The 16,383-nt window shown below is 36.5% G+C and carries 14 protein-coding genes; 9 read left to right on the forward strand and 5 right to left on the reverse strand.

All coding sequences use genetic code 11. From position 1 onward, the window contains the following. The 9 genes from C9J46_RS01765 to tsgA form a co-directional block, all read left to right on the forward strand. Positions 1–961 (forward strand): glycosyltransferase (locus C9J46_RS01765; protein ID WP_146144659.1); only part of this gene is annotated, 961 nt, incomplete at its 5' end. Next, the gene (locus C9J46_RS01770; RefSeq protein ID WP_107290466.1) at positions 958–1,917 is read left to right on the forward strand and encodes a D-glucuronyl C5-epimerase family protein; all 960 of its coding nucleotides are present in this window, start codon (positions 958–960) and stop codon (positions 1,915–1,917) included. The genes C9J46_RS01765 and C9J46_RS01770, both read left to right, overlap by 4 nt. Next, a complete protein-coding gene (locus C9J46_RS01775; protein ID WP_107290467.1) occupies positions 1,914–2,768 on the forward strand; it encodes a hypothetical protein in 855 nt (284 codons plus the stop codon). Before C9J46_RS01770 ends, C9J46_RS01775 begins: the two co-directional genes overlap by 4 nt. Continuing rightward, on the forward strand, positions 2,765–3,931 hold the full coding sequence (locus tag C9J46_RS01780; RefSeq protein ID WP_107290468.1) for a nucleotide sugar dehydrogenase: 1,167 nt from the start codon (positions 2,765–2,767) through the stop codon (positions 3,929–3,931). Before C9J46_RS01775 ends, C9J46_RS01780 begins: the two co-directional genes overlap by 4 nt. Positions 3,932–3,933: 2 nt before the next feature. Beyond that, positions 3,934–4,692 carry a glycosyltransferase family 2 protein gene (locus C9J46_RS01785; protein WP_107290469.1) on the forward strand — a complete coding sequence of 253 codons (759 nt, stop codon included), beginning with the start codon at positions 3,934–3,936 and terminating at the stop codon, positions 4,690–4,692. 173 nt (positions 4,693–4,865) lie between these two features. Then, positions 4,866–6,101, forward strand: coding sequence for an exopolysaccharide biosynthesis polyprenyl glycosylphosphotransferase (locus C9J46_RS01790; RefSeq protein ID WP_199190625.1), 1,236 nt, complete (start codon positions 4,866–4,868; stop codon positions 6,099–6,101). Between the two features lie 111 nt (positions 6,102–6,212). Further along, a complete protein-coding gene (gene galU / locus C9J46_RS01795) occupies positions 6,213–7,163 on the forward strand; it encodes a UTP--glucose-1-phosphate uridylyltransferase GalU (protein WP_107290470.1) in 951 nt (316 codons plus the stop codon). Positions 7,164–7,370: 207 nt separating this feature from the next. Continuing rightward, positions 7,371–8,381 (forward strand): dTDP-glucose 4,6-dehydratase, encoded by a 1,011-nt coding sequence (gene rfbB / locus C9J46_RS01800; protein ID WP_107290471.1) that lies wholly within the window; start codon positions 7,371–7,373, stop codon positions 8,379–8,381. Positions 8,382–8,615: 234 nt separating this feature from the next. Then, on the forward strand, positions 8,616–9,806 hold the full coding sequence (gene tsgA, locus C9J46_RS01805) for an MFS transporter TsgA (RefSeq protein ID WP_107245837.1): 1,191 nt from the start codon (positions 8,616–8,618) through the stop codon (positions 9,804–9,806). A gap of 106 nt (positions 9,807–9,912) precedes the next feature. Here tsgA and C9J46_RS01810 read toward each other — a convergent pair whose 3' ends face one another. From C9J46_RS01810 to ald, 5 genes are all read right to left on the reverse strand, one after another. Then, on the reverse strand, positions 9,913–10,767 hold the full coding sequence (locus C9J46_RS01810; protein WP_107206109.1) for a MurR/RpiR family transcriptional regulator: 855 nt from the start codon (positions 10,765–10,767) through the stop codon (positions 9,913–9,915). A 37-nt stretch (positions 10,768–10,804) separates the two neighbouring features. Continuing rightward, on the reverse strand, positions 10,805–11,494 hold the full coding sequence (locus tag C9J46_RS01815) for an N-acetylmannosamine-6-phosphate 2-epimerase (RefSeq protein WP_199190626.1): 690 nt from the start codon (positions 11,492–11,494) through the stop codon (positions 10,805–10,807). 2 nt (positions 11,495–11,496) lie between these two features. Next, positions 11,497–13,047 (reverse strand): maltose/glucose-specific PTS transporter subunit IIC, encoded by a 1,551-nt coding sequence (locus tag C9J46_RS01820; RefSeq protein WP_107290472.1) that lies wholly within the window; start codon positions 13,045–13,047, stop codon positions 11,497–11,499. Positions 13,048–13,497: 450 nt separating this feature from the next. After that, on the reverse strand, positions 13,498–14,754 hold the full coding sequence (locus C9J46_RS01825; RefSeq protein ID WP_107290473.1) for an aromatic amino acid transport family protein: 1,257 nt from the start codon (positions 14,752–14,754) through the stop codon (positions 13,498–13,500). Between the two features lie 277 nt (positions 14,755–15,031). Then, on the reverse strand, positions 15,032–16,147 hold the full coding sequence (ald, locus tag C9J46_RS01830) for an alanine dehydrogenase (RefSeq protein WP_107245843.1): 1,116 nt from the start codon (positions 16,145–16,147) through the stop codon (positions 15,032–15,034). Positions 16,148–16,383: the final 236 nt, after the last annotated feature.

Below are 16,383 nucleotides of genomic sequence, written 5' to 3' on the forward strand. Positions count from 1 at the left end.
TAATTTTATAACTAAGGGTCTTAATTTCTTTAATAGATTGTTTACTTTAAAGAAAATATTGAAATCTGATGAAATAGATTTATGTATTAGTTTTGGCGAGCGTTGTAATCTATTAACTATGTTAGCAGGAGGTAAGTCGAAAAAAATATTAACGATTCATAGTCAATTAAGTATTGAAAATAGATCAAAAGGGATATACGGCTATATATCATCACTAGCAACTAAATTTTTATATAATAAAGCTGATAGGATCGTTTGTGTTGCAGGTATTGTAAAGAATGATTTAGTAAATAATTTTAATATTAAAAATGATATTGTATCTGTAATTTATAATGGGCATGATCTAGAGCAAATAAAAGCATTATCTTGTTACGATGAAAATTTAATAACTGTTGATTTAATATCGGTAGGCCGGATTACATATGCAAAAGGTCACTGGCATATGTTAAGAGCTTTATCCGAAGTTAAAAAAGCTTATCCAAACATTACTCTAACTATCGTTGGTGGCTATGAGCTAGATGATGTTAAATCATCTCTCGATATCATAATTGAATATTTTAATTTAAAAAATAATGTGAATTTTGTTGGATTTAATGATAATCCTTATAAATTTATGCGAAATAGTAAAGTGTTTTTATTGAGTTCAATTTTTGAGGGTTTTCCTGGAGTTGTAATCGAGGCTATTTCTTTAGGGCTGCCAGTGGTAAGTTCTGACTCTGGAGGTGCTACAGAAATTTGTCCCAATGATAATATTTATAATAAAGCTATACATATAACACCTAAGTTTTCAGGTGAATTATTAACTACAGAGCCTTTACTAGATTCAGAGATAGTTTTTGCGGAAAAAATTATAGAAGTTTTAGATAATAATAAAAATTATAATTTTGATGATATTGCGGATAATTATTCTATTAATAAAATGATCTCTTCGTATGAATCTTTATTAGAAGGTGTAAAATGAAAGAAGCTACTACTTCATATAAAAGCATTAAAACACTATATCCTTACATTGGAATAAAATGTGAGGACTATTGGCATATTGATTATAAAAGTCGAGATTTTACAAAAAAATTTGACTATTATTGGGATTTAGTAAAAAAATACGAAGATTATAATGGTGCGTATGACAAAAATAAAATACCATTATATTTGGGTTCGGATGGTAAGAGCTACTATTCATCTATATTTTTAGGGCATTTTGCAATAGGTGCTTACCAGAAATTTCTTGATACACATAATAATGATGCAAGGAATGATTTTATTCTTATTGCTGATTGGTTTGTAAATAATATTAATGTTGATGGTCTTTGGATAAATAAATATCCAATGAAAACATTTGAATTAAATAATGATTGGCATTCTGGATTATCTCAAGCAAAAGGTATATCGACATTAGTAAGAGCATTCTATCTTACAAATGATAAAAAATATTTAAATGCAATTACTTTAGCAATAAAACCTTTTTTAGTTAAAGTCTCTGATGGTGGTATTAAAATAGATATTGATAACCGTGTTTTCTTTGAAGAATATACAACCAAATCACCATCTTTAGTTTTAAATGGTCATATATTTGCCATTTGGGCTTTAAGAGATGTTATTGAGTTATTTAAATTACAGGGTTTAGACTATGAAGAACTATCAGACTTTTATAATAAAGTTGTTGTTGATTTGAGCTCTTCATTACACTTATGGGACACTGGCAGATGGAGTAGATATGACTTATGGGAGAAACACTTTAATATTGCAAGCCTCTTCTACCATGATCTTCATATAAAACAGCTTAATATTTTATATGAGTTGACAAATATTGATGAATTTAAAGTTTATTCAAACAAATGGCTAAAATATAGAAATAATCCTATCATTAGAATGTTATCTTTGATAGAGAAGATAAAATTTAGGTTGGTTAAACCATGATTAATAAAATATATTTATTGTTTATTTCTCTTTTTAATATGTTGCGATTCTTTATATTAAATAGAGTTTCAAACAGAAGAATTAATAATTTAGATTATAAAGTTATCGTTAGTCTAACATGTTTTCCTGCTAGGATTGACCAAGTTTATTATACAATAGAATCTCTTTTCTTTCAGCGCTCTAAAGTTAACTATGATATCAGGCTTTACCTTTCTAATGATGAATTTAAAAATAATGAAATTCCTAATTCATTAAAAAGATTAAAGAAAAGAGGGCTGAAAATATTTTTTGTTGATGATAATTTGAAGTCATATAAAAAGTTAGTATATGCATATGGTCTTGAAAATATACCAGTAATTACAGTTGATGATGATATTTTTTATCCCAGTTATTGGATCAATACTATTTACGACGGTCATCAGAATAAACCATGTGATATAATTTATCTGCGTGGTCGAGAAATTATTTTTAATGGTGATGACTTGAAGTTGTACCATGAATATCCACAGGCTAAAGGATTTGAAGAATCATATCTTACAATACCTACAGGAGTGAGTGGAATATTGTATCCTCCTAATTCATTGTTTGACGATTGGGATAATAAAGATAAATTTATGACATTAGCTCCTTCTGCAGATGATTTGTGGTTTAAAATAATGTCACTTAAAAAAGGTACAAAATGTTTTTTAGCTAATAATATTTCAATTCACTTTCCCCCTGTTTTGGGGACACAATCAGTGTCACTAAGGAAGCTTAATGTGAAAAATAAGCTATCTCCAAATGATGTTCAGTTGCGTAACTTATTAAAGTATTACGATTTAGATTTTAATAATTATAGAGAAAAACAATGAAAATTGCTATTGCGGGTACAGGTTATGTAGGACTTTCTAATGCCATGCTTTTGGCACAGCATCACGAGGTTGTTGCAGTAGATATTATCGAAGAAAAAGTTAAATCACTTAACGATAAAATTTCTCCAATTGTCGATAAAGAAATTGAAGATTTTCTTCAAAATAAAGATTTAAATTTCACAGCGACTTTAGACAAAGATCTTGCTTATAAAAATGCTGAGTTTGTTGTAATAGCAACTCCGACTGATTACGACACTAAAAATAACTATTTTAATACTTCATCTGTGGAAGCTGTCATTAAAGATGTAATGACAATTAATCCAAATGCGGTAATGGTAATTAAATCAACAATACCTGTTGGTTACACCAAGCATGTTAAAAAATTATTTAAATGTGAGAATATTATTTTTTCACCTGAGTTTTTACGTGAAGGTCATGCTCTTTTTGATAATTTATATCCTTCTCGTATTATTGTTGGTGAGCAGAGTAAACGTGCGGAAGTCTTTGCAAATTTGCTTATAGAAGGGGCAGAAAAAAAAGATATTCCTGTTTTATTCACTGATTCAACAGAAGCTGAAGCTGTTAAATTGTTCTCAAATACATATCTTGCAATGCGTGTTGCTTATTTCAATGAACTTGATACATATGCTGCTTCTAATGGTTTAGATTCTCGTCAGATTATTGAAGGTGTAAGTTTAGATCCTCGTATAGGTAATCATTATAATAATCCTTCATTTGGTTATGGTGGTTACTGCTTACCAAAAGATACGAAGCAACTTCGAGCAAATTACCGTGATGTTCCAAATAATATTATTGGTGCAATTGTTGATGCAAACACTACCCGAAAAGATTTTATTGCTGATTCAATCATAGCTAAGAATCCTAAATGTGTTGGTATTTATCGTTTAATTATGAAAACAGGTTCTGATAACTTCCGAGCCTCAAGCATTCAAGGTATAATGAAAAGAATCAAAGCTAAAGGTATAGAAGTTGTTGTATACGAGCCTGTACTTAAAGAAAAAGAGTTTTTTAATTCAAAAGTGATTGAAGATTTATCTGAATTTAAATCTAGCTGTGATGTAATTATTTCAAATCGAATGGTTGAAGAACTGACTGATTCAATTGAGAAAGTCTATACACGTGATCTATTTGGTGAGGATTAAGTATGACAGATAAGAAACCTCTTGTTTCCGTTATTACTCCGTCATTTAACTGTGAAAAAAGTATTTCAAGTACGATAGAATCAGTAATAAATCAATCTTTTATTGATTGGGAAATGATTATTGTTGATGACTGCTCTACAGATGGCTCTGTAGATGTTATTGAAAGTTTTATGAAAAAAGACTCTCGAATTAGGTTAATTAAAAGATTATGGAATGCGGGACCAGCAATAGCCAGAAATGTTGCTATTGAAAGTGCTCAAGGTCGTTACATTGCATTTCTAGACAGTGATGACCAATGGTTTGAAAATAAATTAGAAAAACAAATATCATTTATGCAAGATCAAAATATTGAGTTATCTTATACTGCATATAATAAGTATGATTTTAGTGGCAAGCATTTAGGTGTATATAAGCCGAAACTAAAAGTTAATTATAGTGATATGCTGAAAAGCAATCGAATTGGGTGTTTAACTGCCATTTATGACTCAGAAAAATTAGGCAAAGTTTATATGCCTAATATATCAAAGCGTCAAGATCTTGGCCTTTGGTTACGTATACTTAAGATGGTTCCTTTTGCTTATGGGATGGATGATATACTTGCTAATTATCTTGCTGTTCAGCCTAATAGTGTATCATCAAATAAAATAACCGCAGCGAAATATCAGTGGCGATTATATCGTGAAGTTGAAAAGCTACCTTTTAAGCTAAGTGCTAAAAATTTTCTTAGTTATGCTTATCTTGGCTATAAAAAATCTAAGTAGAAATTGTTTGATATAATAAGTGTTTATAAAATCCAGCATGATTGTTAATTTTTCTGCTAATAACTACTATTTTCTAAGTCTTTATTTACAAGAGCCTATAAAAACACATGGAAGTAAATTGTACTAATTGTACTAATTGCTTAAAACATGAATGTTTATGTTTGAGAATCTCAATGAATATAAAATCAATTCAAAAATTGTTATCGAACTCATATATATGCCACATCATTGGCATTTTTTTTGTCATTTCCATCTTGAGCCTACTCTTTCCATATAGGCCTCAAACTATAATAAATTCCTTTTGGATTACAACTGGATGCTATCTTACTAGTGCTATTGTTTTACCTAAAATATCAACGTATTTGTTAGTCGAAAGGAAATATTATATTTTACCTGTAGTAGTTACGGTCTTTGTTGTCGCCATGAGTTTAGTTTTCTTTACAAGAGTCGATTATTCTCGAAGTGCCTTAATTTATGGTGGAATAATATCTTTTATTTGGTTTTATATAACCTCTCTTTTGCGTCAAGAATCTCAGCGTTTAGTACTATTTGCGATTTCAAATTTTGATATTAAGTCCCTTAACCAAAAAGGGCGTGTACGCGTTATTGAGTTAAAGCAACCTTATAATATCGCTGATGTTAAAGGCGGTTTAGTTGTTGATCTACATAGGAACTTGACTCCAGAATCTGAAAAGTTCATTGCTGATTGTAGTTTGGCAAATATTTCAGTATTTCATTCAGAAAGTATCAAAGAAATGCTTGAAGGTAAGGTACAGACTCAGCACTTGTCTGAGAATGCAATTGGTACATTATTACCAAATCCTATTTACATGACTTTTAAACGTATTTGGGAATCGTTAATCATAATTGTATCTTTTCCTATCACGTTGCCTATTATGGCGATTACTGCGATCTTAATTAAGTTAGAAAATCCAGGTCCTGCCATGTTCATACAAGAGCGAGTAGGACAAGGTGGCAAAGTTTTTAGAATATATAAATTTCGAAGCATGACTGTTAAAGAGGCTGGTGCAGAAGATAAGTTTGCTACTCAAGAACAAGCTCGTGTAACAAAAGTTGGCAAGGTGATTCGTAAAGTTCGTATTGATGAATTACCTCAATTTTTTAATGTTTTGAAAGGAGATATGTCTCTTATTGGTCCTAGACCTGAGCAAGACAGCTTTGTTAAACAGTTTGAGCAAGAAATCCCATTTTACGGATATCGCCATATGGTTAAACCAGGCATCACTGGTTGGGCACAGGTTGTTCAAGGGTATGCCGATGATACGGAGTCAACAACTGAGAAGTTAGCTTTCGATCTCTATTATATTAAGAATTTATCTTTCTGGTTAGATGTTAATATTGTCTTTAAAACCATACGTACTATGCTTACAGGGTTTGGCGCTAAGTAGATTCAATTTCATGAAATTACTATTAAGTTTTCTTTTTAGGGTGCTTTAAATTGCAATGCTATAGATCAGTGAAGAATATAACACGTTATAATTACGGATAATTTATTTAAGATGAATATCAAAATTAAAAAAGCTGTCATTCCTGTGGCAGGGCTAGGTACTCGTATGCTCCCTGCAACAAAAGCAATTCCAAAAGAAATGCTGCCGTTAGTCGATAAACCGCTTATTCAATATATTGTGAATGAGTGTGTCAATGCGGATATTAAAGAAATTGTATTAGTGACGCACTCTTCTAAAAACGCGATTGAAAACCACTTTGATACTTCATTTGAATTAGAAGCAACCTTAGAAGCACGTGTTAAACGTCAGCTGTTAGATGAAGTTCAAGCCATTTGTCCGAAAGACGTAACCATTATGCATGTACGTCAAGGTCAGGCAAAAGGTTTAGGTCATGCTGTATTGTGTGCCAAACCGCTTGTAGGTGATGAGCCGTTTGCCGTTGTATTGCCAGATGTTATTTTAGATGAATACACCGCAGATCAAAGTAAAGAAAACTTAGCTGCGATGATCAGCCAATTTGAACAAACAGGTGCTAGCCAAATTATGGTTGAGCCTGTACCAATGAGTGATGTGTCAAAGTACGGTGTAGTTGACTGTAACGGAATTGAGCTAAAAGCAGGCGAGTCTTGCCCTATGACGCGTATGGTAGAAAAGCCTGCCATTGAAGATGCGCCTTCTAACCTTGCAGTGGTAGGTCGTTATGTTTTATCTCATAACATTTGGGATAAGCTAGCGATGACACCACCGGGTGCAGGTGATGAAATCCAGCTAACTGACGCTATCGACATGCTAATGCAAGATGAAACCGTTGAAGCTTTTCACATGACGGGTCGTTCTCACGATTGTGGTGACAAGTTAGGTTACGCGAAAGCCTTTGTTGAATACGGTATGCGTGATAAAGCATTAGGCGAAGCCTTTACTGCTTACATCAAAACACTCAATGATACCTCGTTCACTGATAGTTTAGATCTAACACCATTAAGTGAGAAAACAGACGCGTAATTGTCTGTTCTCGTTTAAATAAAACAGCCCGATATTATTAGTACTTAATAATATCGGGCTGTTTTTGTTTGGGGCTAAATTATCAATAAAGGCTACTCGTTTTAATTTTATTTACTACAATCAATAATTATAGATAACAGTATATTTTTCTTACTTTTAGTAATTAAGCGTTACAATGGCTTGTTATTAAAAATAAGGTTCATTGTAGTGAAAATTCTAATAACAGGTGGTGCTGGGTTCATTGGTTCAGCGGTTATTCGCCACCTGATACAAAATACATCTCATCAAGTGATGAACATAGACAAGCTCACGTATGCTGGCAATTTAGCGTCACTTGAATGTGTCAGTGATGATGAAAGGTACAGTTTTGAACAGGTAGATATCACTAACCGAATTGAGATTGAGCGTGTTTTTTCAAAATATCAGCTAGATGCTGTGATGCATTTGGCGGCTGAAAGTCATGTTGACCGCTCGATTGATGGGCCTGCGGCATTTATTGAAACCAATGTGATTGGAACGTATGTATTACTAGACGTGGCAAGGCACTATTTTTCTGCTCTTTCTGATAGTCGTCGTCAGCTATTTCGGTTTATTCATGTATCAACCGATGAGGTTTATGGCGATCTTTCGCCACAAGCACAACCGTTTACTGAAATCTCACCGTATCAGCCATCGAGTCCTTATTCGGCCTCGAAAGCGTCAAGCGATCATTTAGTCAGAGCATGGCACCGTACTTACGGTTTGCCTGTGATTGTAACGAATTGTTCAAATAATTATGGCGCGTATCAGTACCCTGAAAAACTAATACCAGTGGTGATCTTAAATGCTTTAGCTGGGAAACCACTTCCTATCTATGGTAACGGTCAGCAAGTGCGTGACTGGCTGTATGTTGATGACCATGCTAAAGCGTTAGTGGCGGTTCTGGAAAAGGGAAAAGTCGGCGAGACGTATAATATTGGTGGTAATAATGAACAAACCAATATTGCTGTTGTTCATGCTATCTGCGATGTATTGGAGATCTTAGTGCCTAATAAACCGCAAGGGGTTAAGGCATACCGTGATTTGATCACTTATGTGGATGATCGTCCTGGTCATGATAAACGCTATGCGATTAATGCATCCAAAATTTCTCAAGAGCTTGGCTGGACGCCGCAAGAGAGTTTTGAAACGGGTTTAAGAAAAACAGTCGAATGGTATTTAGCTAATCCATCATGGTAGCTAGCAATGTAATAGCAGTCAAAGAGTAAGTTTTAACCAGCAAATAGTTTGAGTAGTTAGATTAATACTCACTCTGTTGTGTATTGATGGCTGAATAAAAACTGAAAAAATTGGTGTTTAATCGGAGTAAAACCCATAATAAATATTCTTTGTGAGTATAATCACAATTAAGAGTAATATGAATTGATAGCATTCATCATATTATTATCTATTAGAACGTTTTCAGGATTTGCAATGACAAACACAAATCGCAACCTCCTGACATGGATTAGTTTTTTATCATATGCGCTAACAGGCTCATTGATTATCGTCACAGGTATCGTGATGGGGGATATTGCTAAGTACTTCAACTTACCAATATCAAGCATGAGTAACACCTTTACCTTTTTAAATACAGGTATCTTAATCTCCATCTTCCTTAATGTATGGTTGATGGAAATTGTGCCGTTAAAACGCCAGCTCATCTTTGGTTTTTGTCTTATGGTCTTGGCGATATTCGGGCTGATGTTTGGGCATAGTATCGCGATTTTCTCTGGCTGCATGTTTGTATTAGGTGTCGTGAGTGGTATCACCATGTCAATTGGTACCTATTTGATCACCCATATCTATGAAGGTAAGCAACGAGGCTCGCGTCTACTGTTTACAGACTCATTTTTTAGTATGGCAGGGATGATTTTCCCAATAATTTCTGCAGCGGTTCTGGCTCATCATCTTCAGTGGTACTGGGTGTATGTGGCTATCGGTATTATTTATCTAGCGATTTTTGTGCTGACGTTATTTGCTGAATTCCCTGTACTGGGTAAAAAAGACGAAGAAGAATTTGAAGTCATCCCTGAAAAAGAGAAATGGGGCTTAGGCGTTGTGTTCTTAGCGATTGCGGCCTTATGCTACATTCTTGGTCAGCTAGGTTTTGTTTCTTGGATCCCTGAATATGCCACTAAAGATTTGGGCATGTCGATCACCGATGCGGGTCATTTAGTCAGTTACTTCTGGGGCGCATACATGGTTGGTATGTGGATCTTCAGTGCTATTTTGAAAAAGTTCGACTTACAGCGTCTTGTCATGGTGTTATCGGCATTAGCGACAGTATTAATGTATTGGTTTAATAAAGATACTGATGCCAAAACATTACTGTATGTGATCTCTATTCTTGGCTTCTTTAGTAGTGCGATTTACACATCTATTATTACGCTAGGCTCACAGCAGACTAAAGCATCATCACCGAAGTTGGTGAACTTCATTTTACTTTGTGGCACCATCGGTACTATGTTGACCTTTGTGGTAACCAGCCCAATCGTAGAGAACTTTGGCACACATGCGGCATTAGTTACCGCGAACGGTTTGTATGCGGTTGTCTTCTTGATGTGTTTCTTAGTCGGCTTTGTCACTAAACACCGTATCCATGGTCACGCTGACGCTGAATAAAAACGTACAGTAAAAAGAATATTGAAAGCCATCGTATGTAAGTACGGTGGCTTTTTTTTAATAGCAAGAATAAAAGCCACTATTGCCAGTTTTAAATATTTTTACATTATCCTAATGCTTTAATTGTCTTCATTTTAACGTCTTGTGCTTTTTGAGGTTCGCGTTGAATGAGGAGTGTATAAATAAGATCGATCATAAACAATTGCGACATAACCGTTCCGATAGAGTCCCCCTGAATGAAAGTTTGATCATCACCGGTGATCAATACATGATCTGCCATCTTTGCTACCGTTGATTGATGACAATGTGTGAGTGCTATCGTTGTTGCACCTTCTTCCTTAGCTAAGGAAAGTGATTTGATGATTTCTTGTGACTCGCCTTTATGAGAAATAAAAAAAGCAATATCTTCCTTATTTAACAAGCTTGCACGTATATACATCATGTGGTTGTTGTGGAGTGATTCTGCCTTTAATCCAATACGCATTAACTTTGTGTAGGCATAATTGGCAGCAATACCGGATGATCCGATACCAAAAAAGCAAATGTCACGACAGCGAGTGATTTTATCTACAAGTAATTTTATTTCGTTTGGCTTAATAGGTGATATGGTATCGTTTAAAATTGTATTGAGGTTGTTCTTTAACTTACTAGCGACATCAATAACATCATCTGTTGTTGATAATTCAAAAGAGCCAAGATTAGGATCAATACCGTATTCTTGTTGCGTAGCGTCAACAGCAAGCGCTGTTTTGAAATCTTGGAAGCGATGAAATCCTAACTGACGACAAAAACGTGTCACGCTGGCTTCACCAACAGTAGCCTTTAGGGCGAGATCTGAGATGGAAATAGTGACGACATCATCACTATGCATCAGAATATATTCTGCTAGTTTTCGGCCCGATTTAGTAAAGGTTTCTTGGTTTTTTTGAATTTCTTTTAGTAATGATGTTGTTGAAGTCATAAAAAGGCCTAACAAGGTTAGGCCTCATTGTTATGACCTAACACATTTTAATTTCATCAATAAATGCTGTAGTGATCTGCTTTGGTCGAGTGATTGCACCACCAACAACGACGGAGTAGGCACCTAGCTCAAGGCAGCGTTTTGCTTGCGCCGGCGTACCGACATTTCCTTCTGCAATTACCGGAATAGAAACAGCATCAACGACAGCACGTAAGAATGAAAAATCATGGTGGTAAAGTTTCATTCCTTTCGTTTCAGTAGTATACCCATGAAGGGTAGTGGATACACAATCAAATCCTAATTCTTGTGCCGTTAATGCTTCTTCTAATGTAGCTATGTCTGCCATCAATAATACTGATGGATAGTTCTGTCGAATGCTCTTGACCATCTCTTGAAGCGTCATACCGTCAGGTCGTAACTCTAGTGAAGCATCAAGCGCGATCATGTCAGGGTTCGCTACCATGAGTTCATCGATTTCTTTCATCGTTGCGGTAATGTAAATGGACGAATTGTCATAATCTCGCTTTAAAATACCAATAACAGGTAATTGTGTAACTTGCTTAATTTCAATGATGTCTTGTGGCGAGTTAGCTCGTATTGCACTGGCTCCGCCCTCTTTTGCCGCTAATGCCATCCGACCCATAATGAAACTGCTATGCAGCGGTTCATCTTCTAATGCTTGGCAAGAAACAATCAGATTATTTTTCACGATTGACAACATATTCATACTTAACATCCTACTGCTTCTTCTACTTCAGTTTTAATAATGGTGACTTGTGGTCCATAGACGATTTGGATCCCATTGCCTTTGATGATCACGGCACGTGCGCCCGTCATTTTTAATAGATCTTCATTGACGTTTTCACCCTTGATGACGGAGATACGTAATCGTGTCGCACAACAATCAACGTCTTTAATGTTGTCGCGGCCACCCAGTCCTTCGATGATTTTTTCAGTACGTTCAGAGCCTGCAATGTTCTCGATGATGGCGCTGTCATCATCCTCACGACCTGGTGTTTTCAGGTTTTTTCGTTTGATAATGAAAGAGAAACTAAAGTAATAAAGTGCAAACCACACACTACCAATCACCGGAACCATGACCCAGTTTGTCTTTGCGTTACCCTGCAAAACACCAAATAAAATGAAGTCAATAAAACCACCTGAGAATGTTTGTCCAATCGTAATATTGAAGATATGAGCCATCATGAAAGCCAGACCGTCAAAGATGGCGTGGATGAAGTACAAGACAGGAGCGACAAACAAGAAAGCGAACTCTAAAGGCTCAGTGATCCCCGTTAAGAAAGAAGTCAGTGCAGCGGTGAACATCAGACTAGCGACGCGTGTTTTATGCTCTTTTTTAGCACACTTATAGATGGCGAATGCGGCACCCAATAGACCAAACATCATGGTAATGAAGCGACCAGACATAAAACGGGCAGTGCCTTCATAAAACTGTTGTGTATTCGGATCGGCGAGTTGGGCAAAGAAAATACGTTGGGTCCCTTCAACTAGCGTGCCGTCAACGATTAAACTGCCACCTAATGCGGTCTGCCAGAATGGAAGGTAAAAAATATGATGAAGACCAAAAGGACCAAGTAAACGAAGCACAAAGCCGTAAATAAACGTGCCGAGGTAACCAGAAGCATCGACGAGTGAACCCAGCGTACCAATGCCGGATTGGACAAACGGCCAAACAATGTACATCAAGACACCCAGCAAAATAGCACTGAATGAGGTGATAATCGGTATAAAGCGAGAGCCGCCAAAGAAGCCAAGAATTTGAGGTAATTCAATTTTGCTAAAACGGTTATGGAGACTGTAAGTCATCAATCCCACGATGACCCCGCCAAAAACCCCAGTATCTAACACTTGCATACCAAGGATCATACCTTGACCGGCATTCCCCAAGTTTTCGGTAAGAAGTTGTCCATTAAGCACCAATAGCGCATTAATGGTCGCGTTCATGACAAAGTAACCTAATAGCGCTGCAAGACCTGCGGTACCTTTATCACTGCGTGCGAGTCCGACGGCTAAACCAACTGCAAAAAGGACCGGTAAATTACCAAAAATAACAGAGCCGGCACTGGCCATGAGCGTGAAGATACATTGCAGTAACCAAATATCGAGAAAAGGATAAGCTTGCAATGTATTTGGGTTAGAAAGTGCGCCCCCAATACCGAGCAATAAGCCTGCTGCGGGTAATACGGCAATGGGTAACATTAAGGATTTTCCGAACTTTTGTGCTTGTTCAAAAAAGCCATTTTTGATGCGGTCTAACATGGTGAAAAACTCCGTAAAATTAGAATTGTCTTTACATGTTGCGATAAGTGGAGTTTATTTTCATTTTAAGATAGGGAAAGAGGGACAGCTCACAGTTTTATCTGTGCGCAATTTTCAGTGTGAAAACTGTGACGTAAACACACAAATAAAGAGAGGGAATTAATAGGTACAGTGAATGTTGAATTTATTCAACGTTGTCCGTCAGCACTTTTTATCAATACGTCATGCTTTTTGCCTATTTTAAGACACTGCGATGTCATTAATGTCGTCTCATTTTTCCCATTTTTGAATAAAAGCTGTCACCGTAAGGTTTTGATTTTATGCTTATTGATTGTTTTTAAAGGGGATGTGGAGGTAGGGGGGGACGGGGTAATAGCCTAAGTTATTTTATTGATATACTTATCAGTAAAGAAAACAGCTAACGAATTAGCTGTTTTCTTATCGCACGATTTATACCAAATTATATAAAATCGCAGAGATAGCAATTAAGCCGATAACAGTCACGAAAATATTACTTATCTTTCCGCGATATTTCTTCATTGATTCAACATTTCTAATCGCATACATCGGCAGAATAAATAAAATCAGGGCGATCACAGGGCCTGAAAATGTTTCCATAATACCCAGTACACTTGGATTCTTTACTGCGGCATACCATACCGAGAAAAATAAAATACCAATGGTAAGTTTATTAACAACGTTAGGTTTTAGGTTGGTATGTTTGGCAATGATCCCGCTTAAACTTTCTCGTCCACCAAGGAAGTGACCAAAGAACGATGAGATGATAGCAATACAAGCAATGAAGGGACCAAATGACCCAATCAAGCCGCTTCTAGTCACATTTGCAAGGTAAGACAAAATAGAAATGTTTTGTGCCTTAGCTTCTGCTAATTGAGCGGGGGTTAAGCTGAGCGCACAAGAGAAAACGAAGAATAATACAAAGGTGATTAACATCATCGATGTGTGTTTTAAGATAAAGTCGACGCGCTTACCTGCCTGCTCTCCGTAATGTCTTTTTTGGGCAACAGAAAAAGTGGAAATCGCAGCGGTGTGGCTGAATGCAAAAATGGTGGTAGGAATCGCGAGCCATAGAGTTTGAGTAAATGTTTTTGCATCTGGCATATCGGTAAAGTTTGGCATTTGCCAATTAGGGATCATATAAACCGAGATCCCAAATAAGATGAAGACTAATGGATAAACAATCACTTCAAAGGCACGTAATACGGTTTTTTCACCGGCTGTCATCACTCCAATTAAGAGGGCAACTAGAACACCAGATAGCAACACCCGCGACGGTGTAGCCATACCCATCTGATTTACCATAAAGCTTTCAACGGTATTGGTTAATCCCACTCCATAAATCATTAAAATCGGAAAAATAGATAAGAAGTAGAGGAGTGAGATCAGAAAACCGAAGCGGTGACCAAAATGTTCTTCGGCCACATCAGTAAACTCAGCTTTCGAGTTATTTGACGATAAAATAAATCGCGCCAAGCCACGGTGGGCCAAAAATGTCATTGGTCCTGCCAGCAAGGCTATAGTGATCAAAGGCCAGAAACCATTTACACCAATATTGATTGGTAAGAATAATATCCCTGCGCCAACGGCTGTGCCAAATAAGCTTATGATCCAAGTTTTATCGTGTTTATTGAGGGTGAGTTTTTGTTCTGCGTGGGTGGATATTTCAATGTTATTGGAAGTCGACATGTGATTGACCTTATTGGTTAATGTATTTGTTATAGGTTTTTTCATATCGAATACAATGTTAACAAATTGGTAATCTTTTCAGTATTCTAAATAGGAATACTTGTTACTTTGATCGCATTAATATTTTGGTTTGTTTAGATTTTTATTTGATTTTATTTTGCTGCGTGTGGTTTTAATGGTTTAATATTTTGTGTTGATGGGGTTTTGAGGACGTAAAAACTCCTGCTGGAGGAGTAAATGAGATAACCAGCAGGAGGAGGGGGGGGAATGCTATGAATCACGCGATAGCAGAGTCTGCATCAACGTAAGGTAAATCCAATGATGTTGCTACGCTCTCACAAGTGATTTGTCCACGGTAAACATTTAGGCCATTTAATAGGTGCTTATCGTCTTGTAGCGCTTTTTTGTAGCCTTTATTTGCAAGGTTAACAATGTAAGGCAGTGTTACATTGTTTAGTGCCACAGCTGATGTACGAGCAACCGCACCTGGCATGTTTGCAACACAGTAGTGAACCACCTCATCAACAATGTAGGTAGGCTCGCTGTGCGTCGTTGCATGGGATGTTTCTACACAGCCACCTTGGTCGATAGCAACATCGACAATTGCAGCGCCTGGCTTCATCTTCTTGATCATTTCAGCAGTAACCAGTTTCGGAGCCGCAGCACCAACAACTAGCACACCACCGATAACAAGATCTGCTTCAAGCACATGTTTTTCAATTGAGTCATTGGTTGAGTAAACTGTTTTTAGTTTACCGTTGAACTGTGCATCTAGTTGGCGAAGTACATCGATATTACGGTCAATAACTGTGACATCAGCTTGTAGACCTAATGCCATTTGTGCTGCATTTGCACCTACAACACCACCACCAATAATCACAACTTTTGCTGGTTCAACACCCGGTACACCACCAAGTAGTATGCCACTTCCACCACGTGACTTCTCTAATGCGAATGCGCCAGCTTGAATAGACATGCGACCAGCCACTTCTGACATTGGTGCAAGTAGTGGTAGACGACCGTTTTTATCTGTCACGGTTTCGTAAGCAATACACACGGCTTTGCTATTAATGAGATCATGCGTTTGCTCTGGATCCGGGGCTAGGTGTAGGTAAGTAAATAGAATTTGCCCTTCGCGAAGCATCGCACGCTCAACAGCTTGAGGCTCTTTTACTTTTACAATCATTTCTGCTTTTGCAAAAACATCAGATGCTGTTGCTAGGATTTGTGCACCCGCATCAATGTAGTCTTGATCGCTAAAGCCAATACCTGTGCCTGCGTTGGTTTCGACAAAAACATGATGACCATGAGAGACCACTTCTTTAACTGACGCTGGGATCATACCTACGCGATATTCATGTGTTTTGATTTCTTTAGGGATACCAATGATCATAATTTAAGCCTTAATATCTGTTGTTTTGTTTATTACTTGTTATTGGAATGATTAATAGGTTAAACAAAATAACCTGAAATGTGTCACTGTTTTTTAACTAATAACCAACAAAATAAACCAGTTTTTCGTTTATTTTTGGTGTTAAAAACCAAATTAGACATTCGTCACGGTTGATAGTTTGCTTTGGTGGTTATTTCTTGGTTCTAATAACTGGTTTTATTTGCTATTGTAGCATT

This window comes from Photobacterium sp. GB-36 (genome assembly GCF_003026135.1).
Lineage (GTDB): Bacteria > Pseudomonadota > Gammaproteobacteria > Enterobacterales > Vibrionaceae > Photobacterium.

Excerpts from the sequence above, each read along its gene's own strand:
- galU (WP_107290470.1), top strand. The coding sequence starts at position 6,213 with ATGAATATCAAAATTAAAAAAGCTGTCATTCCTGTGGCAGGGCTAGGT.
- C9J46_RS01785 (WP_107290469.1), top strand. The coding sequence starts at position 3,934 with ATGACAGATAAGAAACCTCTTGTTTCCGTTATTACTCCGTCATTTAAC.
- C9J46_RS01820 (WP_107290472.1), bottom strand. The coding sequence starts at position 13,047 with ATGTTAGACCGCATCAAAAATGGCTTTTTTGAACAAGCACAAAAGTTC.
- C9J46_RS01815 (WP_199190626.1), bottom strand. The coding sequence starts at position 11,494 with ATGAATATGTTGTCAATCGTGAAAAATAATCTGATTGTTTCTTGCCAA.
- C9J46_RS01790 (WP_199190625.1), top strand. The coding sequence starts at position 4,866 with ATGAATATAAAATCAATTCAAAAATTGTTATCGAACTCATATATATGC.
- C9J46_RS01780 (WP_107290468.1), top strand. The coding sequence starts at position 2,765 with ATGAAAATTGCTATTGCGGGTACAGGTTATGTAGGACTTTCTAATGCC.
- ald (WP_107245843.1), bottom strand. The coding sequence starts at position 16,147 with ATGATCATTGGTATCCCTAAAGAAATCAAAACACATGAATATCGCGTA.
- C9J46_RS01825 (WP_107290473.1), bottom strand. The coding sequence starts at position 14,754 with ATGTCGACTTCCAATAACATTGAAATATCCACCCACGCAGAACAAAAA.
- tsgA (WP_107245837.1), top strand. The coding sequence starts at position 8,616 with ATGACAAACACAAATCGCAACCTCCTGACATGGATTAGTTTTTTATCA.
- C9J46_RS01810 (WP_107206109.1), bottom strand. The coding sequence starts at position 10,767 with ATGACTTCAACAACATCATTACTAAAAGAAATTCAAAAAAACCAAGAA.
- C9J46_RS01770 (WP_107290466.1), top strand. The coding sequence starts at position 958 with ATGAAAGAAGCTACTACTTCATATAAAAGCATTAAAACACTATATCCT.
- C9J46_RS01775 (WP_107290467.1), top strand. The coding sequence starts at position 1,914 with ATGATTAATAAAATATATTTATTGTTTATTTCTCTTTTTAATATGTTG.